Raw genomic sequence first — 26,314 nt, 5'->3', positions numbered from 1 at the left:
ATGATGAAAGCGCATCACTCACACAGCTACCCGTTGCTCAGTGCCTTACTGTTTTTCTTTTTCGTGACCTGGTCGTCATCCGGCTCCTTGCTCTCCATCTGGCTGCACCAGGAGGTCGGGCTGAAGGCAGGCGATACCGGTATCATCTACGCCGTTCTGTCGGTTTCCGCGCTGTTTGCGCAAGTTTGCTATGGCTTTATCCAGGATAAGCTGGGGCTGCGCAAACATCTGCTCTGGTATATCACCGCGCTGCTGATCCTCTCCGGTCCGGCGTATCTGCTGTTCGGCCATCTGCTGAAAATTAACGTCCTGCTGGGCAGCATCTTCGGCGGGATCTACATCGGCTTGACCTTTAACGGCGGCATTGGCGTGCTGGAATCCTATACCGAGCGCGTGGCGCGCCAGAGCCAGTTTGAATTCGGCAGGGCGCGGATGTGGGGCTCGCTGGGCTGGGCGGTGGCCACCTTCTTCGCCGGTCTGCTGTTTAACATCAATCCGCAGCTTAACTTCCTCGTCGCCAGCTGTTCCGGGCTGGTGTTTTTTATCCTGCTGGCGCGGCTGCGCGTCTCCTCGGCGCCGCATGCGATGCAGGAGGCGGTTTCGGGCGGCAAGGTGACCCTGGAAGATGCGCTGCGCCTGCTGACGCTGCCGCGCTTCTGGGCGCTGGTATTCTTCGTCATCGGCACCTGCATCTACGGCGTCTATGACCAGCAGTTCCCGGTCTATTTCTCATCGCAGTTCGCGACCCTGCAGGAAGGCAATGAGATGTATGGCTACCTCAACTCCTTCCAGGTGTTCCTCGAGGCGGCCGGCATGTTCTGCGCGCCGTGGCTGGTGAACCGCATCGGCGCCAAAAACGGTCTGATTTTCGCCGGCATGGTGATGGCGATGCGCATGGTGGCCTCCGGCCTGGTGGAGGGGCCGCTGCTGATCTCCATCACTAAACTGCTGCACGCGGTGGAGCTGCCGATACTGCTGGTGGCTATCTTTAAGTACAACAGCATCAACTTCGATAAACGCCTCTCCTCCACCCTCTATCTGGTGGGCTTCGCCTGCACCAGCTCGATTATCGCCAGCGTTTTGTCGCCGCTGGCGGGCTACAGCTATGAAAAATATGGCTTCGCTCAGTCCTATCTGATCATGGGCCTGCTGGTGTTCTGCACCACCTTTATTTCCATCTTCTTGTTGCGCTCCGGCAAATCCTCCGCCGATCCGCTGGTGTCGCAACCTACCGCTGTCTGAATCAAAAAGAGTGAAAATGATGACTTACACAATCTCCAGGGCTGAACAGGTACTCCAGACACAACGCCAGGCGCTCAATCTGCGCTGGTATCCGCACTATCACCTGGCGGCCCGCGCCGGGTGGATCAACGACCCAAACGGTCTGGTGTGGTTCGACGGCTGGTACCATGCCTTTTATCAACATCACCCGTACTCCACTCAGTGGGGGCCGATGCACTGGGGGCACGCGCGGAGTAAGGATCTGGTGCACTGGGAGCATCTGCCGGTGGCCCTGGCGCCGGAGGGGCCGGAGGATAAAGACGGCTGCTTCTCCGGCTCGGCGGTGGTCGATGGCGATACCCTGGCGCTGATTTACACCGGGCATAAATTCCACGGCGATCCGGGCGACGAAGCCAATCTGTATCAGGTTCAGTGTCTGGCCACCAGCCGGGACGGGATCCACTTCGAGCGCCAGGGGATGGTGGTCGACACCCCGCCGGGCATGCACCACTTCCGCGACCCGAAGGTCTGGCGGGAAGGAGACAGCTGGTACATGATCGTCGGCGCGCGCGAAGGCGATACCGGCCAGGTGCGGCTGTACCGCTCAGCCGATCTGCGCCAGTGGCAGGATGTGGGGGTGCTGGATGAAGCGGAAAGCGCCATGGGCTATATGTGGGAGTGCCCGGACTTCTTCACCCTCAACGGCAAACGCGTTCTGATGTTTTCCCCGCAGGGGATGCAGGCCGAGGGGTTCCGCAACCGCAACCTGTTCCAGAGCGGCTATCTGATCGGCGAGTGGCAGCCGGGGCAGCGATTCGTCCGCCACGGCGAGTTCAGAGAGATGGATCACGGCCACGATTTCTATGCGCCGCAAAGCTTCGCCACCCCCGATGGCCGGCGGATCGTGATTGGCTGGCTGGATATGTGGGAATCACCGCTGCCGGAGCAGCAGGACGGCTGGGCGGGCATGCTCTCCCTGCCGCGCGAGCTGAGCCTGAGCGCGGATAACCGCCTGCAGATGCGCCCGGCGAAAGAAGTGGAGAGTCTGCGCGGCGCCTGGTTCCCGTGGCCGGTAAGCACCCTGAACAATCAGCAGACCACGATGGTCGACAACTGCGAGGCGATGGAGGTGAACCTGCGCTGGAACTGCGCCCGCAGCAGCGCCGAGCAGTATGGTCTGCGCTTTGGCGATGGCCTGCGCCTCTACGTGGATGCCCAGCAGCAGCGTCTGGTGCTGGAGCGGCATTATCCGCAGCATGGCCTGTGCGGGACGCGCAGCGTGCCGTTGACCGCCGGGGCGGATCTCAATCTGCGGATATTTTTCGATAGCTCTTCGGTGGAGGTGTTTGTCAATGACGGCGAAGCCTGCCTGAGCAGCCGTATCTATCCGCAGGCTCCCCGCCGTGAATTAGCGTTATTTGCCTGGAGCGGCTCAGCGGCATTAACTGAAGCCGGAGCCTGGCAGCTCGAATAATAATAAGGCTGTTGTCGTTAATAACCCGTCTTTGACGATGGGCGGGTTATTATTGCCTGCATCGTCGTGCATTACCCATTAATAACAAATTTAGTTCATTCCATAATAAAAGGGTTTACCGATGAATAAAATCTGGGTCGGGTGTTTTCTCACGTCTCTCTCTCTGCCACAGGCGATGGCGCAGGCGCCGTTATCGCTGGAGGATCGGCTGGCGCAAATGGAGCAGCGGCTGAAGGCGACGGAGGCGCGCGCCGCCAGCGCAGAGGCGGAGATTAAGACGCTGAAAGGCCAGCAGCAGGCCACGACGGTCGCCCGCGCGGCGCCGGCTACGCCGCGCCTGCAGCTAAACGACAATGGCGAATTAAAATTTTATGGCGATGTCGAATTTAATCTTGATGGCGCCAGCCGCACCGGCAGCCTGACGTCGGTCAAAACCAGCGCGAATAAAAGCTGGGCGCCCGGTGATAAAGAGCGTTGGGATATTAATGGCCGTATTCTGCTGGGTTTCGATGGCAGACGTAATGGCGCCGACGGGAAATATGCCGGATTCAGCGTGCAGCCCCTGGCGGATATGGATGGCAAAATGAATCTCGATGATGCGGTATTTTTCTTTGGTCAGCAGGATGACTGGAAAATAAAAATAGGCCGCTTTGAAGCCTGGGATATGTTCCCCCTGAATCAGGATACCTTTATTGAATATTCAGGAAATACCGCCAACGACCTCTATTCCGACGGCTATGGCTATATTTACATGATGAAAGAGGGGCGCGGGCGCAGCAGCAGCGGCGGCAACCTCCTGTTCAGCAAAACGGTGGATAACTGGTATTTCGAGGTTAACACCCTGGTGGAGGATGGCAGTTCGCTGTTTGTCGATCAGAACTATCACGGTAATGCGCTGGAAAACCGCAAAAACGTGGTGTACGTGCGGCCGGTGGCGGTGTGGCAGTCCGGCGCGTGGTCGGCGGCGGCGGCGATAGAGAGCAACCTCGTCAACAACGCCTACGGCTATCAGAACCAGGGCGGGCGCTGGGTCGACCAGTCAAACCGTACCGGCTACGGGATGACCATGAGCTGGAACACCCTGAAAAGCGATCCGCAGGACGGGGCGGTGGTCAATCTGAGTACCGCCCTGCTGGACGCGGCGGACGAAACCGACTTCAGCGCCGGGATCAACGCCCTGTGGCATCGCGTGGAGCTGGGCTATATCTACGCGCATAACAAAATCGACCAGTTCAACATGGCCGGGGTGAGCAGCGAGTGCGATGACGACTGCGCAATCCTCGCGCCGGGGCGCTATGACATCCACACCGTGCATACTTCCTGGCAGTTGCCGAATATTATGGCGATGCCGAACTTCAATATTTACCTTGGCGCCTACGCCTCGTGGCTCGATTCCACGGCAGCGAAGAGTGGGAATCCCGATGAACGCTACGGCGCCCGGGTGCGCTTTAAATATTTCTTCTGACAGGATACTCAGGCAGGCTCTCCCGCGGCGGACGCCGCGGGAGGTTTCCGACGGGCAGGTTAGCGCATCGCGCGGCGCAGAATGCGGTCGGTCTGGCGCTGGAAGTCCTCGGCCGCTTCTTCCACCGACTTTTTACCGTAGTCGATGTACTGCAGGGTAGTGCCGAACTGGGCGACGATCTGCGGGTCGTCGAAGTACGGCGAGACCGGCAGAGTGGTGGGCAGGGATTGCGCCAGCTTCAGACCGGACACCGCCGGATCGTCGGCTTTGATGATCCCGTCTTCGGTCAGGTAGGTGACCGCCGCTTTACTCAGCGGCACGCCGCGCTCCAGTCCGAGAATATCCACCCCTTCTTTACTGTTCAGCAGGAAGTTAATCACTTTCGCCGCCGCCTGCGGGTTTTTCGTCGATTTGCCAATCGACAGCATTTGCGCAGGCTTGAAGAACAGTCCGGCATCGGTGGCTCCGGGGAGCATCGGGTATTCCCCCAGCACCAGCTTCGCCGGCGGCTTCAGGTTGTCGGAATATTTGTTGATGGTGGAGTTCCACATGTAGGTCCCGCCCCATTCACCCTGGATCCACGGCTTCATCTCGTACATGTTGCTCTTGCCGAAGGAGGCATAGTAGCGGGTGTCCGGCATGACATGGCTGTCGATAAGCTTCTTATACATGCCGAAGAAGTCCGCCCACTGCGCTTTGCTGTAGGAGAATTTGCGTCCTTTCTCATCGATGGCCGGCTGGTTGTATTTTTGCACCATGTAAGAGTTGAGCAGGGCCAGCACGTCCTGGTGCTCAAGCACCACCGGGTAGTACTGTTTCCCGAGTTTGCTTTCGAAAGTTTTCCCCGCCGCCAGCAGTTCATCCCAGGTTTTCGGGAAGGGGATGCCCGCTTTTTTCCACGCTTCGTCGTTAAAGTAGAAGACCCGGGCGGTGACCGACACCGGGATGCCGTTGAGCTTGCCATTGACCGTGGTGGACTGCAGCTCTTTGGCGTCGAACTGGCTGAGATCGATCTCGTCTTTCAGAGTGTTGAGATCGTAAAAACCCTCGCCATTTTTCGAAAAAATCGGCAGCCAGTTCCAGTTGGTCTGCATCACGTCTGGCTCGGTGCCGCCGGCTATCTGGGTGGTCAGGCGCGAAAGATGGCCGTCCCAGCCGGTATATTCCGCTTTGACATTGATATCGGGATATTGCTGGTGAAAAGCCTCCAGCGCCTTGAGAGTCACCTGATGGCGGCCATTGCCCCCCCACCAGGACATACGCAGGTCGACATCCTGCGCCAGCGAGGAGAAGGCGCTAAGGCCCAGGGTGGCGGAGAGGGTGGCGCTTATCAGCACGTTTTTCATTGTTATGCTCCAGGGTTCACAGAGAGAGGTTCTGTTCGGTTTTGGCGTCAAAGATGTGACACTTGTTAAGATCAAAGGTGAAATAGACTTTTCGATTCAGTCCCTTAGCTATCATCGGCTTCGCATCGTCCGACGGCACGCGAGCGGTCAGCTCGTAGCCCGCGACCTGCAGATAGACAAAGAACTCATGGCCCATGTTTTCCACCCGCACCATCTCGCCCATGCAGCCGCCTTCGGCGAACGGCGCGTCGGAGAGCGACACGAATTCCGGGCGGACCCCGTAGAACACCTCCTGATGCTGATACGCGCCGACTTTCTCCGCCAGACGGTCGTTCAACGGCAGGCGCTGGTCGCCCAGGGTCAGGCACAGGCGGCCGTCGTGCTCAACCAGCTGGCTGGGGCGAATATTCATCTCCGGCGCGCCGATGAAGCCGGCGACAAACATATTTTTCGGCTGGTGGTAGAGGTTGTCCGGGGTATCGACCTGCATAATGTGGCCGAGCTTCATCACGCAGATGCGGTCGCCCATGGTCATCGCTTCCGTCTGATCGTGGGTAACGTAGACGGTGGTCGCCGGTTTACCGGATTTTTTCAACTGCTTATGCAGATCGGAAATGCGGATGCGCATCGAGGCGCGCAGCTTGGCGTCAAGGTTGGAGAGCGGTTCGTCGAACAGGAAGACGTCCGGTTTTTTGACGATCGCCCGGCCCACCGCCACGCGCTGCGCCTGGCCACCGGAGAGCTGGCGCGGCAGACGTTCCAGCAGCTCCTCCAGTTCAAGAATTTTCGCCGCTTCCTCCACCTGCCGATCAATCTGCGCCTTGGGCAGCTTGCTCAGCTTCAGGCCGAAGGCGAGGTTTTCCCTTACCGTCATATGCGGATAGAGGGCGTAGTTCTGGAACACCATCGCGATACCACGGGATTTAGGCGCCAGGTTGTTGACGATCTTATCGCCGATCCGCACCTCGCCGCCGCTGATGGTCTCCAGACCCGCCAGCATGCGCAGGGTGGTCGATTTGGCGCAGCCGGAAGGGCCGACGATCACCATAAATTCGCCATCGGCAATCTTCAGGTCGATACCATGCACCGCTTTAAACCCGTTTGAGTAAACTTTTTCCAGTTTGTTGAAAATCACTTCAGCCATGATATTTCCCTCTTAACCTTTGATTCCGCTGCTGGTCACGCCCTGCACGAAGTAGCGTTGAGCCAGGAAGAAGACGATGATGGACGGCAGAATGGAGATGCTCGCCATTGCCAGAATTTCGTTCCACGGAGCGCCTTCCGTGACGTCGATAGACATTTTTAGCGCCAGCGCGATGGGATACTTATCGACGCTGTAGACGTAGATCAGCGGACCGATAAAGTCGTTCATCGACCACATGAACTGGAACAGCGCCACCGAGATAATGGCCGGCTTGAGGATCGGCACTACCACATACCACAGCACCTGGATGGAGTTGCAGCCGTCGATCTGCGCCGCCTCTTCCATATCGCGCGGGACGCCGCGCAGAAACTGGATCAGCATGAAGACAAAGAATCCCTGGGTGGCGAAGGCCAGCGGCAGATACAGCGGCAGATAGCTGTTCAGCATCCCCATTTCACGGAACATCAGGTACTGCGGGATCAGCAGGACGGTGCTCGGCAGCAGCATGGTGGTGATGAGCGTCGCGAACCAGAACTTCTTCCACGGGATCTCAAAGCGTGCGAAGCCGTACGCCACAATGGTGGAGGAGATGATCGTTAACACGACCTTCGGGATCACATACTTAAAGGTGTTCAGCATATAGTGGCCGAAATGGTATTCGGTGCCGGTCTTCCAGCCGTTGATGAACCCGTCCCAGGTGGCGTGAGTCGGCCACAGCCCGAGGGTGGTGAAGATCTCATGGTTCGGCTTGAACGAGGCGGAGAACATCCACGCCAGCGGGTAGAGCATCAGCAGGCCGACGAACACCAGCACGACGTAGCGCACCACCCGGCTCACCTTTTCCCGGCGCAGCGTACGGGCGACCTCACGATCGGCGTCGCTTATCACCGGCGCCATCTGTTGAATATCAGCCATTTTTGCCTCCCTTATCGGCGGAATAGAAGACCCAGTATTTCGATGACTTAAAGGCTATCGACGCAAAGACCGCCACGACGAGGAACAGCACCCACGCCAGCGCGGCGCCATAGCCCATGTCGAAGTACTTAAAGGCGGTATCGTAGATGTAGAGCGAGAACAGGTAGGTGTAATAGGTCGGGCCGCCGCCGGTTATCACGTACGGGCCGGTAAACTCCTGGAACGCCTGGGTGGTCTGCATAATAAAGTTGAAGAAAATCACCGGGGTGATCAGCGGCACGGTGACCTTCATAAACATCTGCCACTTCGAGGCGCCGTCGATCATCGCCGCCTCATACTGCGACTGCGGGACGTTCTGCAGCGCGGCGAGGAAGATGACCATCGCGGAACCAAACTGCCAGACGCGCAGCAGGGTGACCGACATCAGCGCCAGCGAGGGTTCCCCCAGCCAGTTGATGGCATCGATGCCAAAGACGGCGAGAAAACTGTTCAGCAGGCCGTCAATGGCGAACAGGGCGCGCCACAGCACGGCAATCGCCACCGAGCTGCCAAGGATCGACGGGATATAGTAGGCGGTGCGGAAAAAGCCGATACCGCGCAGTTTGAAATTGAGCACAAAGGCAATGCCGAGGGCGAAAGCCAGTTTTAAGGGGATGGTTAAAAAGACGTAGGCAAAGGTCACCCCCATCGATTTCCAGAACAGGCTATCCTCGGTCAACATATAGCGATAGTTTTCAATGCCGTTAAATACCGGCGGACTCATCAAGTCGTACTCAGTAAAACTGAGAAAGAAAGATGAAACAAAAGGAAAAGCGGTAAAGACAATCAGCCCGATGATATAGGGCGATATCCATGCCAATCCCAGCAGCTTGTTTTCATTCATACATACCTACCTGGCTTACGAGTTGTAATACGGATCCGGTGACGCGGCGCTGTCGGCCTTTGGCCGCGAACCACGCAAAAAAGTCTGAACGCTTCCTCTGGTTAACATATCCTTGTTAATGAATGGATTAGGTTTTAACTGGCCCAGCGTGGAGGGGCCGTCAGGCTCTTTTTTTATGCTGATCTTTTTTTATAAAACACCGTTTTAATTTCATTTTATTGCGATTTATTTCCGCGTCATGCAGATCTGGATGGAAATGTGATCAAAGTCGAAACGATGTTTCAAAAAGGTGAGATGGTAAGCATTTTAGGCGTTTGTGAGGGGCTGAAAAGTATGAAATATCAGCGTAAGCGAGGCGGGGAATATTATTATCAGGGTAATGATTTTGCTGGTATATTTTATTCGAAGGTACAGATAGATAACCGGGGGCGGCAAGCGCCCCCCGACAGGGATTAACCCTGGAGGAAATCTTCGCGGATGGGGGTAAAGGTATCGAGCAGCGTGCCGGGCTGCAGACAGACGCAGCCGTGCATGATCCCCGGCTGCTTGTACAGCGTATCGCCAGCGCTGACGACGCGCGTCTCCTCGCCGATGGTGAATTCGAACTCGCCGGAGAGCACGTAGGTGAGCTGTTCGTGAGGGTGGTTATGCATTGGGCCGACGGCGCCGGCGGCAAAATTTACCTCCACGGCCATCATTTTGCCGTCATGGGCCAGAATGCGGCGGGTTACGCCATTGCCAAGGTCTTCAAGGGTGGTGTCTTTATGGAAAATAAACATCTGCCGATCCTGTTGTTAAAATGAAACATTGTTTCACTTAAGTTATCTCACTCTTCATGAAAAAGAAATACGCGGCCAGAGAAGTGGAAAGTTGATCACAAGTTTGTTTCACTGGCAGAAACAACATAAGGAGCAGAAGATGAAAACCATTGGCCTGTTAGGCGGCATGAGCTGGGAGTCAACGATCCCTTACTATCGCCTGATTAATGAAGGCGTGAAGGCGCGACTGGGCGGGCTGCACTCCGCCAGACTGGTGTTGCATAGCGTCGATTTTCACGAGATTGAAGCCTGTCAGTCCACCGGCGACTGGGATCGCGCCGGCGCGATCCTCGCCGACGCCGCGGTTGGGCTGCAGCAGGCGGGCGCTGAGGGCATTGTCCTGTGCACTAATACCATGCACAAGGTGGCGGATGCCATCGCCGCCCGCTGCCAGGTTCCCTTTCTGCATATCGCCGACGCCACCGGAAGGGCGATTGCCGCCAAGGGCCAGCGGCGGGTCGCGCTGCTGGGCACCCGCTATACCATGGAGCAGACCTTTTACCGGGGTCGTCTGCAGGCGCAGTTTGCCATCGAGACGCTGATCCCCGAGGCCGACGATCGGGCGCGGATCAATCAGATCATTTTCGACGAACTCTGTCTCGGCACCTTCAGCGAGGCGTCGCGGGATTATTATCTGCAGGTGATTGCCGCCCTGGCGGAGCAGGGGGCGGAAGGGGTTATTTTCGGCTGCACGGAAATTGGCCTGCTGGTGCCTGCCGAGCTCAGCCCGCTGCCGGTCTTTGACACCGCGGCGATCCACGCTGAGGACGCGGTCAACTTTATGCTCTCTGCAGAACCGACGCCAGCGGCGTGAGGATCTGCGGCAGACTCTGCTGCAGGTGCGTCACGAAGGCGTCGACCAGCGCCGATCGCGGGCGATGGAGCGGGCGGATCAGGCTGACGGTAAACGGCACTTCGACGCTGAAGCGGCGCACCACCACGCCGCTATCGGCATAGTCCAGGGCGGTCAGCGGGTTAACCACCGAGATCCCGGCGCCGGCGCGCACCATGGCGCAGATCGAGGCCGCGCTGTGGGTTTCGACCACCATCCGCCGCTTGACCTGATGCTCAAGGAACAGGGCGTCGAGCAGCTGGCGATAGCTGTCGGTGCGCGACAGGCTGATGTAGTTCTCGCCCTGAAAATCGGCGGGGGTCAGCGTCGTCTGCGCCGCCAGCGGATGGCCGGCGGGCAGGACGCAGACTTCATTCAACGTCAGCAGCGGGGTGCGTTCAGTGCCCGCGGGGGTATGCAGGGTCTCCGTCAGGCCAAGGTCATGGCGCTGGGCGGAGAGCCACTCCTCCAGCAGCGGCGACTCCTGGGGGACGATCTGCAGGCTGACCTCCGGGTAGCGGGCGAGGAACGGCGGCAACAGCAGCGGCAGAAAGGACTGGGAAAAGACCGGCAGACAGGCTATCGACAGCTCGCCCTGGCGGAACTCGCGCAGGCTCTCGGCGGCGCTGACGATGCGGTCCAGGCCGTACCAGGAACGCTGAACCTCCTCAAACAGGCGCAGGCCCTGCACGGTTGGCTGCAGGCGACCGCGGGTCCGTTCAAACAGCCGCAGGCCGAGCACCTTCTCAAAGCGCGCCAGCTCGCGGCTGACGGTGGGCTGGGAGGTATGCAGCATCCGCGCGGCTTCGGTCAGGTTGCCGGCGGTCATCACCGCATGAAAGATTTCGATATGACGCAAATTGACGGCTGGCATGCGGTCTCCCTGAGGCTCGGCTGGAACTATATCATTTTTGCATAGAGTCGCGATAAAACGATATTTTTTATTCGTCCGGCGCTGTGGCGTAATCAGAAAAAACAGCGACCAACACACGCACTACACCGGAGTTCTTATGCCACACTCGCTTTACGCCACCGATACCGATCTGACCGCGGACAATCTGCTGCGCCTGCCGGCGGAATTTGGCTGCCCGGTCTGGGTCTATGATGCGCAGATTATTCGCCGCCAGATTGCCCAGCTCAGCCAGTTTGATGTGGTGCGTTTTGCGCAAAAAGCCTGCTCTAACATCCATATTCTGCGTCTGATGCGCGAGCAGGGGGTGAAGGTGGACTCGGTGTCGCTGGGGGAGATCGAGCGTGCGCTGGCGGCGGGCTACGATCCGCAGCAGAATCCAGAGGATATTGTCTTCACCGCCGATCTGATCGACGAGGCGACCCTCGATCGCGTCAAGGCGTTACAGATCCCGGTGAACGCCGGCTCGATCGACATGCTGAGCCAGCTGGGTGAAGTGTCGCCGGGCCATCGCGTCTGGCTGCGCGTCAACCCGGGCTTTGGCCACGGCCACAGCCAGAAAACCAATACCGGCGGTGAGAACAGCAAGCATGGCATCTGGTACAGCCACCTGCCGGCGGCGCTGGAAGTGATGCGTCGCTATCAGCTGCAGCTGGTGGGGATCCATATGCATATCGGCTCTGGCGTCGACTATGGTCACCTGGAGCAGGTGTGCGGCGCGATGGTGCGCCAGGTTGTCGACTTTGGTCAGGATCTGCAGGCCATCTCCGCCGGCGGCGGCCTGTCTATTCCTTACCGCGAGGGCGAAGAGGCCATCGACACCGCTCACTATTATGGCCTGTGGAACCGCGCCCGGGAGCAGATCGCCACCCATCTGGGTCACCCGGTGAAACTGGAGATTGAACCCGGACGCTTCCTGGTGGCCGAGTCCGGCGTGCTGGTGTCGCAGGTGCGCAGCGTGAAAGAGATGGGCAGCCGCCACTTCGTGCTGATTGACGCCGGCTTTAACGACCTGATGCGCCCGGCAATGTACGGCAGCTATCATCATATCACCGCTCTGGCGGCGGATGGCCGCGATCTCAGCGCCGCGCCGCAGGTGGAGACCGTGGTGGCCGGGCCGCTGTGCGAGTCCGGGGACGTCTTTACCCAGCAGGAAGGGGGGAAAGTCGAGACCCGTCTGCTGCCGGCGGTGGCCCCAGGGGATTATCTGGTGCTCCATGACACTGGCGCCTACGGGGCTTCGATGTCATCCAACTATAACAGCCGTCCGCTGCTGCCGGAGGTGCTGTTTGATGGCGGCAAGGCGCGGCTGATCCGCCGTCGCCAGACCATCCAGGAGCTGCTGGCCTTGGAGCTTATTTAAAAAAAGGTCCCGTCGTCACCGACTCACGCAACACCAGCGTGCCGGTGAACGGCGGGATCGTTTCGATCGGCTGCTGGTTAGCAAGCTTGATCGCCTGATCGATCGCCGTGGTGATCATGTTGTCGATCGGCAGATAGACCGTCGACAGCCCCGGCTCCAGCCATTTCGCGCTTGGCGCATCGTCGAAGCCAAACAGCGACACATCCTGCGGAATACGCAGCCCCGCCTGATGCAGCGCCTTAGACGCTCCCAGCGCCATATCATCGTTACAGGAAAACAGCGCGCTGAAGCGGGCTTTCTCGTCCAGCAGTTCCCGGCACAGCTCGTAGCCGCGGGTCATCGTCGAGTCCCCGTATTTCACCCGGCTCGGATCCCACTCAATACCATGTTTTATCAGCGCGTTGCGATAGCCCTGCAGGCGCGCCTGGCCGGTGGGGGTGTGCATCGGGACGGTGATGCAGGCAATATCGCGGTGGCCCTGGGTAATCAGATACTCCACGGCCTGGAAGGCGGCTTCCTGCTGTTCGAAGAACACGCAGCGTTCGCGGGCCTGCGCCACATCACGGTTAATCACCACCAGCGGCATGGCGATCGAGTTAATCAGCGACATGATCGCCTTCTCGCTCATATGCCGGGTATAGAGGATGATCGCATCGCACTGCCGGTCGGCGAGCATCTGCACCGCTTCCTCTTCGCGCTCCGGCGTATCATGGCCGTCGGTGACGATAAGCTGTTTTCCCCAGGCTTCGGTCTGGCGTGACGCCTGCTGCAGCAGACGGCCAAAGTAGAAGCCGTCAAAGGTGGAGACGACCAGCCCGATACTGTTGCTGGTCTGATTGGCCAGCGAGCGGGCAAGGAAATTCGGCCGATAGCCCAGCTCTTCCATCGCTTTAAAGACCTGTTGGCGGGTGCTCTCTTTCACCTGACCTGTGCCGTTCAACACGCGGGAAACCGTCGCTTTCGAGACGCCTGCGCGAATTGAGACATCCAGCATTGTAGCCATTCATCGATTCCTGATTTCACGTGGTAAGGCGCAGTTTATCACAGACCGAAAAGGGACATATCGACGGGGCGGGGCGGAAAAACCATCGCGATCACGCTTTTAGCAGGAACTGACCAACCGGCGCTATCTGGTATGCCAATAGCTTTTATTATCGATATTTGGGATACCACGCAGCGGGTTGCGAGCGCTGTCACAGAACAATTTTTACCTGGCAACTATGTTTTGGTATGCCAAAAGTCTCTGGCTGTCCACCTGGCCGCAATAAGCCCTTTACTCTGAGGTACTCTTTTATGGCATTACAGGACAAACTGATCGACGCGCTGGGGCGTTTCGCGACGACATTCAACAGCTATCGCTACATTATGGCGATCAAATCGGCGTTTATTACCCTGATGCCGGTGATCATCGTCGGGGCCTTTTCGGTACTGATCTCCAATATGGTGCTGGATCCAAAGAATGGGCTCGCCAGCTTTTCCTCGCTCTCCTTTCTCGCCGCGCTGAAGCCGATCACCAGCGCGCTGAACTACGCCACGCTCAACTTCCTCAATATCGGCGCCGTGTTTCTGATCGGCATTGAGCTGGGGCGGATCAACGGCATCAAAAGCCTGTTTCCCGGCCTGTTGGCGGTGATCTGTTTTATCTGCGTCACGCCGACCACGGTGGAGATGATGGTCGATGGCCAGATGCACGTGGTGAAAGATGTCCTGCTGCGTCAGTTCTCCGACACCCGCAGCCTGTTCCTCGGGATGTTCATCGCCATTCTGTCGGTCGAGATTTACTGCTGGCTGGAGGGGCGCAAGGGACTGAAGATCAAGATGCCGGATACCGTGCCGCCGAACGTTTCCGCCTCTTTTTCGGCGCTGATCCCGGCGATCATCACCACCACCGCGATCGCCACCTTTGGTTTTCTCTTCCACCAGCTGACGGGAATGTATCTCTACGATGCGGTCTACCAGGTGGTGCAGCAGCCGCTGGAGCGGGTGGTGCAGAGCCTGCCGGGGATCCTGCTGCTGATGTTCGTCGCCCAGCTGTTCTGGGTGATCGGTATTCACGGCAACCAGATGATCAAGCCGATCCGCGAGCCGCTGCTGCTGGGGGCGATCACCGTCAATATGAGCGCCTTTGAGCAGGGGAAAGAGGTACCGAACATCATCACCATGCCCTTCTGGGATGTTTACATGAGCATCGGCGGCTCGGGGCTGACCATCGGCCTGCTGATTGCGGTGATGATCGCCACCAGGCGCAAAGAGATGAAAGAGATCGCCAAGCTGTCGATAGGCCCGGGGCTGTTCAATATTAACGAGCCGGTGATCTTCGGGATGCCGATCATGCTCAACCCGATCCTCGCCATCCCGTTTATCATCACCCCGCTGGTGACCGGCAGCATCGGCTATTTCGCCACCCTGACCGGCTTCGCCGGCAAGGCGGTGGTGATGGTGCCCTGGACCACGCCGCCGCTGATCAACGCCTGGCTCTCCACCGCCGGCTCGATGGGGGCGGTGGTCACCCAGCTGATCTGCATCGTGGCCGCGGTGCTTATCTATCTGCCTTTCGTCAAAATCGCCTCCCGCCGTGCCGATGCCGCGCAGCGTCAGGCAGACAATCAACAGACCGCCAACCCTGTCTGAGGAGCCTATGACTACCGTACGGATGACTATTCCCGATGATTTTATCCTTGGCGCGGCGGCTTCCGCCTGGCAGACCGAGGGCTGGAGCGGGAAAAAACCGGGGCAGGACTCCTGGCCCGATCTCTGGTACAAAAACGACCGTCACGTCTGGCATAACGGCTATGGCCCGGCGGTGGCTACCGATTTTATCAACCGCTTTCAGGAAGATGTGCAACTGATGAAGCTGGCCGGGCTGACCCACTACCGCACTTCGATCAACTGGTCGCGCTTTCTGACCGACTATGAAAACGTCACGGTGGATGAGGAGTATGCGGCCTATTACGACCAGCTGTTCGATGCGCTGCTGGCCAACGGCATCACGCCGATGATCTGCCTTGAGCATTACGAACTACCGGGCTATCTGCTGGAAAAGTATGGCGGCTGGGGGTCGAAAACGGTGGTCGAGCTGTTTGTGCGCTACGCGGAGCAGGTTTTTGCCCGCTACCACCCGAAGGTGACCCGCTGGTTTACCTTTAATGAGCCGATCGTGGTGCAGACCCGGGTCTATCTTGATGCCCTGCGCTGGCCCTATGAGCAGAACACCAGCACCTGGATGCAGTGGAACTACCATAAGGTGCTGGCGACCGCTTGCGTCGTGAAGCGATTTCGCGAGCTAGGCTATCCCGGGACCGTCGGCTGCATCCTCAATCCGGAGGTGACCTACCCGCGCTCCCGCGCCCCGCATGACCTGCGCGCGGCGGAGATCTACGATCTGTTCTACAACCGTATGTTTCTCGACCCGCTGGTGCACGGGGTCTGGCCGCCGGCGCTTCTCGCGCTGCTTGAGCAGCATCAGGTGACGTGGGAGGCCAGCGCGGAGGATCTGGCGATTATCCGCGAGCACACCGTCGATGAGCTGGGGATTAACCTTTACTATCCGCACCGGGTCAAAGCCCCGTCGCGGGCCTGGCATCCGCATACCCCGTTCCATCCGGCCTGGTATTATGAGCCGTTTGAGCTGCCCGGCCGGCGGATGAACGCCTCCCGCGGCTGGGAAATCTACCCGCAAATCATCTTTGATATGGCGATGCGGATAAAAAATGACTATCGCAACATTCCCTGGTTCGTGGCGGAGAGCGGGATGGGGGTGGAAAACGAAGGCCAGTTCCGTAACCGCGAAGGCGCCATTGACGACAGCTACCGCATTCGTTTTATCAGCGAACATCTGTGGCACACCCTGCGCGCCCGCGAGGCAGGGGCCAACTGCCAGGGCTATATGCTGTGGGCGTTTACCGACAACGTGTCGCCGATGAACGCCTTTAAAAACCGCTACGGGCTTATCGAAATCGATCTGCAAAACCATCGCGCCCGGCGACCCAAAGCCTCGGCGCACTGGTTTCGTCAGCTCGGCGAACGGCGTGAACTGGTGCTGGATATCGATGATGAATACCGCTAGCCGGGGGCAATATTTGCTAAGATAGCGCCGTGTTTGACTCGCAGGCATGTAACGCACAGGTGATTTTGTGGAAAAAGCGATAATTCCGCCGGAAAAGAAGCCCTATCAGGAGATTGGTGATGACCTGCGCGCCCAGATCGCGCAGGGGCGCTACCCGGTCGGGTCGCGCTTGCCGCCGGAACGCCATATTGCCGAAACCTATGGCGTCAGCCGGACCATCGTGCGCGAAGCGCTGCTGATGCTGGAGCTGCAGGGGACGGTGGATATCCGTCAGGGATCCGGGGTGTACGTCATGCGTATCCCGCACGAAAACGACAGCGAAGAAGAGCAACTGCTCAGCAGCGACGTTGGTCCGTTTGAAATTCTCCAGGCGCGCCAGCTGCTGGAGAGCAATATCGCCGCCTTTGCCGCGAAAATGGCCACCCGCGCCGATATCGATAATCTGAAGCGGATTATCGAGCAGGAGCAGCGGGCAATCGCCCTCAACGACACCGCCCAGGATAACGCTCGTCTGTTCCATCTGGTGCTGGCCGGGGCGACGCAGAACCAGATGCTGTTAGCGACGGTGGAGCGGATCTGGCTGCAGATGGACAGCAGCCCGCTGTGGCAGCAGTTCAATGTGCATATTGCCAGCCGCGCCTGGCGGCTGAAGTGGCTCGGCGACCGGCAGACCCTGCTTGCCGCGCTGCGGCGTCGCGATGTGATGGGCGCCTGGCAGGCGATGTGGCAGCATCTGGAAAACGTTAAAAACAGTCTGCTGGAGCTGTCCGATGAAGACGCCCCGGACTTTGACGGCTATCTGTTCGACTCGGTGCCGATTTTTCAGGGGAAGCTGGTATGACGATCCTGCCGCTATATGCCGCGCCGCAGTTCGCCCGGGAGGTGACCGACCGGCTGTGGCAGGCCTTTGGCGGCGAGGCGCTGCCGCGGGAGTTTTTCGCCAGCATTGTGCAGCATAGCCAGACGGCGGAGGCGCTGCCGCTGACCTTTATTGCCGTGGAAGGGGAGCAGCTGCTGGGAACGATTGGCCTCTGGCGCTGCGATTTGATCAGCCGCCAGGATCTGTTTCCCTGGCTGGCGGCGCTGTACGTCGCGCCCGCCGCTCGCGGTCAGGGGCTGGCCGGACAGCTGCAGCGGCATGTGATCGATTATGCCCGCCGCGCGGGCTATCGGGAGCTTTATCTCTACTCCGCCTGCCGCGATTTTTATGAACGCTTCGGCTGGCGCTACATCGGCGAGGGGCTGGATTACCCGGCCACCGCCGTGCATCTCTATCGCTACGACTTATCGCCTTCCTGCGGGGCCACCACCGAATGACGGCGCACCAGCGTCGGGCTGAACAGGTGGGTGATCTCCGGCGCCGGGCGCTGCTCCGCCAGGGCTAAGGCCAGCTCGGCCGCCTGGGTCGCCATCGTGACGATCGGGTAGCGGACGGTGGTCAGCCGCGGGCGAACATAGCGCGAAATCAGGACATCGTCGAAGCCGATCAGTGAAATTTCCCGCGGGACGTCGATGCCGTTGTCGTTCAGCACACCCATCGCGCCGGCGGCCATCGAGTCGTTATAGCAGGCGACGGCGCTAAAGTGGCGGCCGCGGCCAAGCAGTTCGGTCATCGCCTGTTCGCCGCCGCTTTCATCCGGCTCGGCGAACGTGACCAGCCGGTCGTTGCACGGCAGGCCGCTCTCCTCCAGCGCCGCGTAGTACCCCTGCAGGCGATCTTCCGCATCAGAGATATCGTGGTTTGAGCACAGGTAGCCGATACGCGTGTGCCCCTGCTGGATCAGATGGCGGGTCGCCAGCCAGGCGCCGTAGCGATCGTCCAGCGCTACGCAGCGCGTTTCATATCCGGGCAGGATGCGGTTGATCAGCACCATGCCGGGGATCTGCTTCATCAGCCCGGCGAGTTCCTCATCGGGGATCATTTTGGCATGCACCACCAGCGCCGCGCAGCGGTGACGGATCAGCTGCTCTATCGCCTGGCGCTCCTTCTGCACGTTGTGGTAGCCATTGCCAATCAGCAAAAAGTTGCCGGTGCGATAGGCCACCTGTTCGACGGCTTTGACCATCGCGCCGAAGAAGGGGTCGGAGACATCACCCACCACCAGGCCGACGGTTTCTGTGGACTGCTGGGCCAGCGCCCGGGCGTTCGCGTTGGGGTGATAGTTGAGGGTTTCCATCGCCGCGCCCACGGACTGACGCGAGGCTTCGCTGGCTTTGGGAGAGTTGTTGATGACGCGGGAGACGGTAGCGACGGAGACTCCTGCGAGTCGGGCTACATCCTTAATTGTCGCCATACCATGCCTTTTATAGGGTAAGCGTTTACATACTGCTATGTTACGGGAAAGAGCGGCAGATTCAAGGCGCGGCGGCGAAGGAATGGCGCAAATGTGATTCAGAGCGGGCTTATCGGTGACCTGTTTACATTGACGCTATCAGTAATTGAAACCGGCTCGGGGAAATACAAACCTTTGCTTACACTTTGCGATGCGCTGTTGCGAATGTTCGCTGGTTTGTCCGCCGAGCAGGTTGATATTCTGGCTATCCCAGAGGTATTGATAGGTGGAGTCAACGTCATGTTGACCACTTTATTTACACCAGCCTGCGCAGATGCGCAGGTTTTTTTTTGCCCGTCGCCGGCGTTGTTACAGATAGCGAAAATCGTAATAAATGGTTGCACTTAGGCTCACTCCCTTGCGTTTTCCCGCTGGCCCGAAGCGGGCGAAAAACGCGACAATCGAGATCCCAGAGGTATTGATAGGTGAGTTTCTCAGGTACGCTCTTCGTACTGGACGTCTTACACCAGCCTGCGCGGATGCGCAGGTTTTTTTTATTCTGAAAATCCCCCCGCTGCACTGCTTTCCCACGCCTTCTCGTGTAACCTGCTTTGACTCATCACCGGTCACATGGAGTTGTTATGCTTTTGGGATTTTTCAGACTGCTGTTCAAGGGGTTATACCGGGTCAGACTGACCGGCGACACGCAGGCTTTGCACCAGCAAAAAGTCTTAATTACCCCGAACCACGTCTCGTTCCTCGACGGCATTCTGCTGGCGCTGTTTTTGCCGGTCCGACCGGTTTTTGCCGTCTATACCTCAATCAGCCAGCGCTGGTTTATGCGCGCGCTGACGCCGATTATCGATTTTGTGCCGCTGGACCCGACCAAACCGATGTCGATCAAACATCTGGTGCGCCTGATTGAACAGGGGCGGCCGGTGGTCATCTTCCCGGAAGGGCGAATTTCGGTCAGCGGCTCGCTGATGAAAATTTATGACGGCGCCGCCTTTGTCGCCGCCAAATCGCAGGCGACCATCGTGCCGCTGCGCATTGAAGGCGCTGAGCTGACGCCCTTTAGCCGACTGAAGGGGCTGGTGAAACGTCGCCTGTTCCCGCGTATTCAGCTGCATCTGCTGCCGCCCACCCATCTGCCGATGCCTGAGGCGCCGCGCGCCCGCGACCGGCGCAAAATCGCCGGAGAAATGCTGCATCAGATCATGATGGAAGCCCGGATGGCGGTGCGTCCGCGGGAAACCCTGTATGAGTCGCTGCTGGCGGCGCAGGACCGCTTCGGCGCGCGCAAACCCTGCGTGGAGGATATCAACTTCCAGCCGGATACCTATCGCAAGCTGCTGACCAAAACCCTGTTTGTCGCCCGCATTCTGGAAAAATACAGCCAGCAGGGCGAGAAGATCGGTCTGATGCTGCCCAACGCCGGCATCAGCGCGGCGGTGATTTTCGGCGCGATCGCCCGCGGGCGCATTCCGGCGATGATGAACTATACCGCCGGGGTGAAAGGGCTCAGCAGCGCCATCGCCGCCGCGGAACTCAACACCATTTTTACCTCGCGCACCTTTCTCGATAAAGGCAAGCTCTGGCACCTGCCGGAGCAGCTGACCCAGGTGCGCTGGGTGTTCCTGGAAGATCTCAAAGGCGATATCACCCCTGCGGACAAACTGTGGATTTTCGGCCATCTGCTGGCGCCGCGTCTGGCGCAGGTTAAGCAGCAGCCGGAAGACGCGGCGATGATCCTCTTCACCTCCGGCTCGGAGGGCAATCCGAAAGGGGTGGTGCACAGCCATAAAAGTCTGCTGGCCAACGTCGAGCAGATCAAAACCATTGCCGACTTTACCGCTAATGACCGCTTTATGTCGGCGCTGCCGCTGTTCCACTCCTTTGGCCTCACCGTCGGTCTGCTGACGCCGCTGCTTACCGGTGCGGAGGTGTTTCTCTATCCCAGCCCGCTGCACTATCGCGTGGTGCCGGAGCTGGTCTACGATCGCAACTGCACAGTGCTGTTCGGCACCTCGACCTTCCTCGCCAACTATGCCCGCTTCGCTAACCCCTATGATTTCTATCGTCTGCGCTATGTGGTCGCCGGGGCGGAGAAGCTGCAGGAGAGCACCAAACAGCTGTGGCAGGATAAATTCGGCCTGCGCATTCTCGAAGGTTATGGCGTGACCGAGTGCGCCCCGGTGGTCTCGATCAACGTGCCGATGGCGGCGAAGGTCGGCACCGTGGGGCGTATCCTGCCGGGGATGGACGCCCGCCTGCTGGCGATGCCTGGCATTGAGCAAGGGGGGCGGCTGCAGCTGAAAGGGCCGAACATTATGAAAGGCTACCTGCGGGTGGAAAATCCCGGGGTGCTGGAAGCGCCGACGGCGGAAAATCAGCACGGCGAAAAGGAAGCGGGTTGGTATGACACCGGCGATATCGTCACCTTCGACGAGCAGGGCTATGTCCGCATCCAGGGCCGCGCGAAGCGCTTCGCCAAAATCGCTGGCGAAATGATCTCTCTTGAGATGGTGGAGCAGGTGGCCCTCGGCGCATCGCCGGACAAAATGCACGCCACGGCGATTAAACAGGACGCCAGCAAAGGCGAGGCGCTGGTGCTGTTTACCACCGATAATGAACTGACTCGCGAAGCCCTGCTGCGCTACGCTCGCCAGCACGGCGTACCGGAGCTGGCGGTGCCGCGCGATATACGCTGGCTGAAACAGCTGCCGGTGCTCGGCAGCGGCAAGCCAGACTATGTCACCCTGAAAAACATGGTCGACGAGGCGGAAACAACCCATGAGTGAGTCAGTGCATACTAACCCTTCGCTGTATTCAAAAGGGATGATGGCGGTGATCTGCGCCCAGTTCCTGTCGGCCTTCGGCGACAATGCGCTTCTCTTCGCCACCCTGGCGCTGATGAAGCAGCTTTATTATCCGGAGTGGAGCCAGCCGGTCCTGCAGATGTTGTTTGTGGGCGCTTACATCCTGTTTGCTCCCTTTGTCGGCCAGTTCGCCGACAGCTTTGCCAAAGGCCGGGTGATGATGGTGGCCAACGGCCTGAAGCTGCTCGGCGCCGGCTGCATCTGCTTCGGCGTTAATCCGTTTATCGGCTATACGCTGGTGGGGATTGGCGCCGCCGCCTATTCGCCGGCCAAGTATGGCATTCTCGGCGAACTGACCACCGGCGATAAGTTAGTGAAGGCTAACGGACTGATGGAGTCCTCGACCATCGCGGCGATCCTGCTGGGCTCCATGGCCGGCGGGATCCTCGCCGACTGGCACGTGCTGGCGGCGCTGATCGTCTGCGCGCTGGTCTACGGCGGGGCGGTGGTGGCTAACCTGTGGATACCCAGGCTGCCGGCGGCGCGTCCGGGGCAGTCATGGCGTTTTAAGCCGATGACGCACAGCTTCTTCAGCGCCTGCCGCACGCTGTGGCGCAACGGCGAAACCCGCTTTTCGCTGATGGGCACCAGCCTGTTCTGGGGCGCTGGCGTGACCCTGCGCTTCCTGCTGGTGATCTGGGTGCCGGTAGCGCTGGGCATTACCAGCAACGCCATGCCCACCTATCTTAATGCGATGGTGGCGGTGGGGATTGTGCTGGGGGCCGGGGCGGCGGCGAAGCTGGTGACTCTGGAGACGGTGTCGCGCTGTATGCCGGCCGGGATATTGATCGGTATTGCGGTAATGGCGTTTGCGGTGCAGCAGTCGCTGCTGCCGGCGTTCGGACTGTTACTGCTGCTCGGGGTGTTCGGCGGCTTCTTTATCGTGCCGCTGAATGCGCTGCTGCAGGAGCGCGGGAAACACTCGGTCGGGGCGGGTAACGCGATTGCGGTACAGAACCTGGGCGAAAACGTGGCGATGCTGCTGATGCTGGGGCTCTATTCCCTGGCGGTGAGCGTGGGCGTTCCGCCGGTCGCCGTGGGGATAGGTTTTGGCGCGGTGTTTGCCGTGGCCATCGCCGCGCTGTGGGTCTGGGGGCGGCGTAAATAACTTCTCGTCGCGGTTGACTCGAAATCGTAACCCCTGCCAGGCGCGCGGGCAGAGGGAAATCCCGGGTTGCGGCTTGCGCCTGACCCGGGCTACCGCGGCTGCTGAGGTGGCTACCCGACCGGGGTAGCGTAGGCCCGGTAAGGCGTAGCCGCCACCGGGCAACAACGCGACGCCAGAAGCCGGCGTCGACAGGTCGTGCTACGGTGCCGGGTAGGTATAAACCTGATGCACCGCTTCAATCTCCGCTAATACCTCTTCGCTCAGCTCAAGCTGTAAACTTTCCACGTTGGCCTGCAGCTGCGCCATGGTCGTCGCCCCCAGCAGGGTGCTAGCGACAAACGGCTGCCGACGCACAAAGGCCAGCGCCATTTGCGCCGGATCGAGGCCGTGGCGTTTGGCGATATCCACGTACGCCGCCACCGCTTTCTGCGACTGCTCGCTGCTGTAGCGCGTAAAGCGGCTGAACAGCGTATTGCGCGCCCCCGCCGGCTTCGCGCCGTTGAGGTACTTCCCGGTCAGGGTGCCGAAAGCCAGGCAGGAGTAAGCCAGCAGCTCCACGCCTTCGAACTGGCTCACTTCCGCCAGGCCGACTTCAAAGCTGCGGTTCAGCAGGCTGTAGGGGTTCTGAATGGTCACGATCCGCGGCAGGTCGTGCTTATCCGCCAGGTGCAGATAACGCATCACGCCGAAGGCGGTTTCGTTCGACACGCCGATGTAGCGGATCTTGCCGGCGCGCTGGAACTCGGTCAGCGCCTCGAGGGTATCCAGCAGGGTCACCGCGGGGGCGGCGTCGGCCCAGGTGTAGCCCAGCTTGCCAAAGCAGTTAGTGGGGCGCTGCGGCCAGTGTACCTGATACAGGTCGAGATAATCGGTCTGCAGACGCTTCAGACTGGCGTGCAGCGCCTCGCGGATATTTTTCCGGTCCAGGACGTGGTTTGGTCGAATACTGCTGTCGTTATTACGCGCGGGCCCGCTGACCTTCGAGGCGAGCACCAGCTTTTCGCGATTGCCGCGTTTCGCCAGCCAGTTGCCGACGTAGGTTTCGGTCAGCCCCTGAGTTTCCGGGCGCGGCGGGACAGGGTACATTTCAGCGACATCGATCAGATTGATGCCGTTGGCGACCGCATAGTCGAGCTGCTGATGGGCATCGGCCTCGCTGTTCTGCTCGCCAAAGGTCATGGTTCCCAGCCCGAGGGTGCTGATTTCAAGTGAACTGTGTGGGATACGGTGATACTGCATAGCCAGCTTCCTTTTTATTTATAAGGTCAGGCATTCCCCGACAAAGGAGTATCAACATGGCAGAGGGTGAGAAAAAGAGGAAGTAAAAAAATCAAAAAAGCCGGGTGACGAGGAGGTGCGGTGGGTGAAACCCGCGGTGTCCTGGTGTGTCCCGACTCTTCTCAGAAGACTGGTTGTCGGTAAGCGCAGCGTCAACAGAGGCTGGGGCCGACGGGGAAAAATTAACGCTTAATGATTTGTGAAACGTCGTCACGATTGATCTGCATTTTATTACCCTGCTGATCTTCGTAGCTGATAAGACCGGTATCGTCATCCACGGTGGGTTTACCGTCGGTCAGGATCATTCGCCCATCTTTGGTCGCCATGACGTAATCGCTGCTGCAACCGGAAACCGAGAACGCCAGTCCTACGGCGGAAATCAATACTGCCCATTTTTTCATCGTCATCACCTCTTGAGTAGCTGCACCCCATACCTGTCTATTAATAGCCTGATTTGTGAGACATAAAAAGCAGTAAAGTCTGAAAAAGGGTTGCAGCCTGTGACCAGGCTGCAATTTTGTGGTTTACAGCGGGTTTTTCTTATTGCGCAGCAGGTTAAGAATCTCCACCGCAATAGAGAAGAACATCGCGAAGTAGATGTATCCCTTCGGCACATGGACGTCGAAACTTTCCAGCATCAGGGTAAAGCCGACGAGGATCAGAAACGACAGCGCCAGCATTTTCACCGACGGATGACGGTCAACAAAATCGCCGATAGGTCGCGCGGCGAACATCATGACCCCCACCGCAATCACAACCGCCGCCATCATAATAAACAGATGATCCGACAGGCCGACGGCGGTGATCACCGAGTCGAGGCTAAAGATGATGTCCAGCAGCATGATTTGCACGATGGCGCCGAGGAAGGAGTGAACGTTAGTTTTCAGCCCCTCCTCTTCGCCTTCGATAGATTCATGGATCTCTTTACTGGCTTTCCAGATAAGGAACAGTCCGCCAAACAGCAAGATCAGATCGCGAAACGAAATCTCCTGACCGAGGACGGTAAAGAGCGGGTTGGTCAGCTTAACGACCCAGGCGATAGAGGCCAGCAGCGCCAGGCGCATGACCATCGCCCCCATTAAACCGATCCGTCGCGCGTGGGCGCGCTGGGCGGTGGGGAGCTTGGCCACAACCAGAGAGAGAAAAATAATATTATCGATCCCGAGCACGATCTCCAGCAGCGTCAAGGTGCCCAGCGCCAGCCAGGCGTTAGGATCGGTTATCCATGCAAATAACATTGTTCAAAGTCCTGCAAAATAGAAAGCAGCAATTATATGCAAGCCCCAACGCAGAACAAAAAATTAATCGTGTTGTAACAAAAAATGGCGGGCGAGCAGGGCGGCGGTAAAATTCTTTTTCAGGTAGAAGCCGCGCGGCAGCGTGAGGATCGTCTCCCCGCGGGCGCCGATGGCTTCGGTCAACGCCTTGCTGTTGGCCGCTTTCGGTCTTAGCTGTAGCACCTCGCCGTGGCGGGCGGTAATGCGCTCCACCTCACCGAGGACAATAAGATCCATCAGCTCTTCCCAGTCCATGCGCAGCTGGCGCTCCTCTTCTTCGTCCGGACTCCACAGCAGCGGTGCGCCGACGCGCCGCGCCGCCAGAGGAATGGCGCGCTCTCCCTCCACAGGGATCCACAGGACTCGCTGCAGCTTATGCCGCACATGGCTGCTCTCCCAGGTGACGCCGCTATTGCCAGTTAACGGGGCGACGCAGACAAAAGTGGTCTCCAGCGGACGGCCCCGGCTGTCGATAGGGATCGTTTTGAGCTCCACCCCCAGCGCGGCGAAATCCTGCTCGGGTTTACTGCCCGCGCTGGCCCCCAGCCACAGCTCCAGCAGGATGCCCGTCCAGCCTTTATCACGTTTCAGATCGCGGGGAATGGGGATCCCGGCCAGCGCCGCCAGCTCACCCAGCGTATAGCCGGCCAGCTGGCGGGCCTGGGCCAACAGCTGTTCCTGACTTTGCGGCGGAGAGGAGAGCGGAGCGATAGCGGGCATAGGGCGACACCTTTGGTTAAAAAATGAGCGCTAATTTTGCGCGTTGTGGATAGAGTTTATCGTTTTCTGAGTAACTATACCAATCCCATGATTTATATGATTTTTTAAGGTCATTACGCGGCAGGTGAAAACCATGAAAACAGGTTTTCCAGAACTGGTCACTGACAATAAACAGGATCTTACACCATGTTATCCACAGAAAAGTGGGATAACTGGGGAAAAGCCCCACTACTGGTTCGATTTACAGCCTTGACGTGCGACGAAAATCGAATTTTTAGAGAAAATATGCCCGCGACCTGCGCGTAATCTGTGGATAAAATCGACATTGCTCGATCTTTCATC

The 26,314-nt window shown here is 58.9% G+C and carries 24 protein-coding genes and 2 pseudogenes; 13 read left to right on the top strand and 13 right to left on the bottom strand.

Translation table 11 applies throughout. From position 1 onward, the window contains the following. The 3 genes from ABLV04_RS12110 to ABLV04_RS12100 all read left to right on the top strand — a co-directional run bounded on the left by ABLV04_RS12110 (nt 1) and on the right by ABLV04_RS12100 (nt 4,160). On the top strand, nt 1–1,242 hold the full coding sequence (locus ABLV04_RS12110; RefSeq protein WP_023290917.1) for an MFS transporter: 1,242 nt from the start codon (nt 1–3) through the stop codon (nt 1,240–1,242). Nucleotides 1,243–1,261: 19 nt separating this feature from the next. Further along, on the top strand, nt 1,262–2,695 hold the full coding sequence (locus tag ABLV04_RS12105; RefSeq protein WP_032429209.1) for a glycoside hydrolase family 32 protein: 1,434 nt from the start codon (nt 1,262–1,264) through the stop codon (nt 2,693–2,695). Nucleotides 2,696–2,816: 121 nt separating this feature from the next. Beyond that, on the top strand, nt 2,817–4,160 hold the full coding sequence (locus ABLV04_RS12100; RefSeq protein WP_023290915.1) for a carbohydrate porin: 1,344 nt from the start codon (nt 2,817–2,819) through the stop codon (nt 4,158–4,160). Nucleotides 4,161–4,219: 59 nt separating this feature from the next. On the opposite strand, the gene ABLV04_RS12095 is transcribed toward ABLV04_RS12100, so the two are convergent. Genes ABLV04_RS12095 through ABLV04_RS12080 form a run of 4 tightly spaced genes read right to left on the bottom strand, consistent with a single transcriptional unit; the run spans nt 4,220 to nt 8,448 of the window. Beyond that, nucleotides 4,220–5,506 carry an ABC transporter substrate-binding protein gene (locus tag ABLV04_RS12095; protein WP_032453986.1) on the bottom strand — a complete coding sequence of 429 codons (1,287 nt, stop codon included), beginning with the start codon at nt 5,504–5,506 and terminating at the stop codon, nt 4,220–4,222. 16 nt (nt 5,507–5,522) lie between these two features. Next, nucleotides 5,523–6,650, bottom strand: a complete 1,128-nt coding sequence (locus tag ABLV04_RS12090) for an ABC transporter ATP-binding protein (protein WP_017899248.1) — start codon at nt 6,648–6,650, stop codon at nt 5,523–5,525. A gap of 12 nt (nt 6,651–6,662) precedes the next feature. Beyond that, complete coding sequence (locus ABLV04_RS12085) at nt 6,663–7,565, bottom strand: carbohydrate ABC transporter permease (RefSeq protein WP_023290913.1); 903 nt, start codon at nt 7,563–7,565, stop codon at nt 6,663–6,665. After that, nucleotides 7,558–8,448, bottom strand: coding sequence for a sugar ABC transporter permease (locus tag ABLV04_RS12080; protein WP_002915995.1), 891 nt, complete (start codon nt 8,446–8,448; stop codon nt 7,558–7,560). Before ABLV04_RS12080 ends, ABLV04_RS12085 begins: the two co-directional genes overlap by 8 nt. A 258-nt stretch (nt 8,449–8,706) precedes the next feature. Here ABLV04_RS12080 and ABLV04_RS12075 point away from each other — a divergent pair, with 258 nt between their 5' ends. Then, on the top strand, nt 8,707–8,904 hold the full coding sequence (locus ABLV04_RS12075) for a hypothetical protein (RefSeq protein WP_072420552.1): 198 nt from the start codon (nt 8,707–8,709) through the stop codon (nt 8,902–8,904). Here the strand turns inward: ABLV04_RS12075 and ABLV04_RS12070 are convergent. Beyond that, nucleotides 8,901–9,227, bottom strand: coding sequence for a cupin domain-containing protein (locus ABLV04_RS12070; protein WP_023290912.1), 327 nt, complete (start codon nt 9,225–9,227; stop codon nt 8,901–8,903). The two genes, ABLV04_RS12075 and ABLV04_RS12070, sit on opposite strands and share 4 nt — an antisense overlap. A 139-nt stretch (nt 9,228–9,366) precedes the next feature. On the opposite strand from ABLV04_RS12070, the gene ABLV04_RS12065 reads away from it, so the two are divergent. Beyond that, the gene (locus ABLV04_RS12065) at nt 9,367–10,080 is read left to right on the top strand and encodes an aspartate/glutamate racemase (protein ID WP_023290911.1); all 714 of its coding nucleotides are present in this window, start codon (nt 9,367–9,369) and stop codon (nt 10,078–10,080) included. Here ABLV04_RS12065 and ABLV04_RS12060 read toward each other — a convergent pair. Then, nucleotides 10,046–10,972, bottom strand: coding sequence for a LysR family transcriptional regulator (locus ABLV04_RS12060; protein WP_023290910.1), 927 nt, complete (start codon nt 10,970–10,972; stop codon nt 10,046–10,048). The two genes, ABLV04_RS12065 and ABLV04_RS12060, sit on opposite strands and share 35 nt — an antisense overlap. 136 nt (nt 10,973–11,108) lie before the next feature. On the opposite strand from ABLV04_RS12060, the gene lysA reads away from it, so the two are divergent. Beyond that, nucleotides 11,109–12,371: a diaminopimelate decarboxylase gene (gene lysA, locus ABLV04_RS12055; protein WP_023290909.1), complete on the top strand. Its 1,263-nt coding sequence runs from the start codon at nt 11,109–11,111 to the stop codon at nt 12,369–12,371. Here lysA and ABLV04_RS12050 read toward each other — a convergent pair. Continuing rightward, on the bottom strand, nt 12,364–13,365 hold the full coding sequence (locus ABLV04_RS12050) for a LacI family DNA-binding transcriptional regulator (protein ID WP_004229436.1): 1,002 nt from the start codon (nt 13,363–13,365) through the stop codon (nt 12,364–12,366). The genes lysA and ABLV04_RS12050 overlap by 8 nt on opposite strands. 299 nt (nt 13,366–13,664) lie before the next feature. Here ABLV04_RS12050 and ABLV04_RS12045 point away from each other — a divergent pair, with 299 nt between their 5' ends. The 4 genes from ABLV04_RS12045 (at nt 13,665) to ABLV04_RS12030 (ending at nt 17,754) form a co-directional block, all read left to right on the top strand. Continuing rightward, complete coding sequence (locus tag ABLV04_RS12045) at nt 13,665–15,002, top strand: PTS transporter subunit EIIC (protein ID WP_023290908.1); 1,338 nt, start codon at nt 13,665–13,667, stop codon at nt 15,000–15,002. Nucleotides 15,003–15,009: 7 nt separating this feature from the next. Then, nucleotides 15,010–16,437 (top strand): glycoside hydrolase family 1 protein, encoded by a 1,428-nt coding sequence (locus tag ABLV04_RS12040; RefSeq protein ID WP_023290907.1) that lies wholly within the window; start codon nt 15,010–15,012, stop codon nt 16,435–16,437. Nucleotides 16,438–16,504: 67 nt separating this feature from the next. Continuing rightward, on the top strand, nt 16,505–17,278 hold the full coding sequence (locus ABLV04_RS12035) for a GntR family transcriptional regulator (protein ID WP_004205433.1): 774 nt from the start codon (nt 16,505–16,507) through the stop codon (nt 17,276–17,278). Beyond that, nucleotides 17,275–17,754 (top strand): GNAT family N-acetyltransferase, encoded by a 480-nt coding sequence (locus tag ABLV04_RS12030; RefSeq protein ID WP_060592051.1) that lies wholly within the window; start codon nt 17,275–17,277, stop codon nt 17,752–17,754. Before ABLV04_RS12035 ends, ABLV04_RS12030 begins: the two co-directional genes overlap by 4 nt. Here ABLV04_RS12030 and galR read toward each other — a convergent pair. Beyond that, nucleotides 17,715–18,731 carry an HTH-type transcriptional regulator GalR gene (gene galR / locus ABLV04_RS12025; RefSeq protein ID WP_002915981.1) on the bottom strand — a complete coding sequence of 339 codons (1,017 nt, stop codon included), beginning with the start codon at nt 18,729–18,731 and terminating at the stop codon, nt 17,715–17,717. The two genes, ABLV04_RS12030 and galR, sit on opposite strands and share 40 nt — an antisense overlap. A 93-nt stretch (nt 18,732–18,824) precedes the next feature. On the opposite strand from galR, the pseudogene ABLV04_RS12020 reads away from it, so the two are divergent. The 3 genes and pseudogenes from ABLV04_RS12020 (at nt 18,825) to lplT (ending at nt 22,697) form a co-directional block, all read left to right on the top strand. Next, nucleotides 18,825–19,089 (top strand): annotated as a pseudogene (locus tag ABLV04_RS12020) (hypothetical protein). Nucleotides 19,090–19,351: 262 nt separating this feature from the next. Continuing rightward, complete coding sequence (aas, locus tag ABLV04_RS12015; protein WP_023290905.1) at nt 19,352–21,511, top strand: bifunctional acyl-ACP--phospholipid O-acyltransferase/long-chain-fatty-acid--ACP ligase; 2,160 nt, start codon at nt 19,352–19,354, stop codon at nt 21,509–21,511. Next, a complete protein-coding gene (gene lplT / locus ABLV04_RS12010) occupies nt 21,504–22,697 on the top strand; it encodes a lysophospholipid transporter LplT (protein WP_023290904.1) in 1,194 nt (397 codons plus the stop codon). The genes aas and lplT overlap by 8 nt, the downstream gene beginning before the upstream one ends. A gap of 198 nt (nt 22,698–22,895) precedes the next feature. Here lplT and ABLV04_RS12005 read toward each other — a convergent pair whose 3' ends face one another. From ABLV04_RS12005 to ABLV04_RS11985, 5 genes and pseudogenes are all read right to left on the bottom strand, one after another. Continuing rightward, nucleotides 22,896–23,936 (bottom strand): NADP(H)-dependent aldo-keto reductase, encoded by a 1,041-nt coding sequence (locus ABLV04_RS12005; RefSeq protein ID WP_008806332.1) that lies wholly within the window; start codon nt 23,934–23,936, stop codon nt 22,896–22,898. A 221-nt stretch (nt 23,937–24,157) separates the two neighbouring features. Beyond that, nucleotides 24,158–24,376, bottom strand: coding sequence for a YgdI/YgdR family lipoprotein (locus ABLV04_RS12000; RefSeq protein WP_002915974.1), 219 nt, complete (start codon nt 24,374–24,376; stop codon nt 24,158–24,160). Nucleotides 24,377–24,499: 123 nt separating this feature from the next. Further along, a complete protein-coding gene (locus ABLV04_RS11995) occupies nt 24,500–25,213 on the bottom strand; it encodes a TerC family protein (RefSeq protein WP_348815769.1) in 714 nt (237 codons plus the stop codon). 63 nt (nt 25,214–25,276) lie between these two features. Next, nucleotides 25,277–25,972 carry a DNA mismatch repair endonuclease MutH gene (mutH, locus tag ABLV04_RS11990; protein ID WP_048298206.1) on the bottom strand — a complete coding sequence of 232 codons (696 nt, stop codon included), beginning with the start codon at nt 25,970–25,972 and terminating at the stop codon, nt 25,277–25,279. 88 nt (nt 25,973–26,060) lie between these two features. Further along, nucleotides 26,061–26,201 (bottom strand): annotated as a pseudogene (locus ABLV04_RS11985) (hypothetical protein); the annotation flags it as partial. Between the last annotated feature and the right edge of the window lie 113 nt (nt 26,202–26,314).

The organism is Klebsiella sp. JN_Kp127 (genome assembly GCF_040062505.1).
Lineage (GTDB): Bacteria > Pseudomonadota > Gammaproteobacteria > Enterobacterales > Enterobacteriaceae > Klebsiella > Klebsiella quasipneumoniae.
Note: the sequence above shows the minus strand (reverse complement) of the source record. Positions and strands in the feature narration are given on the sequence as shown.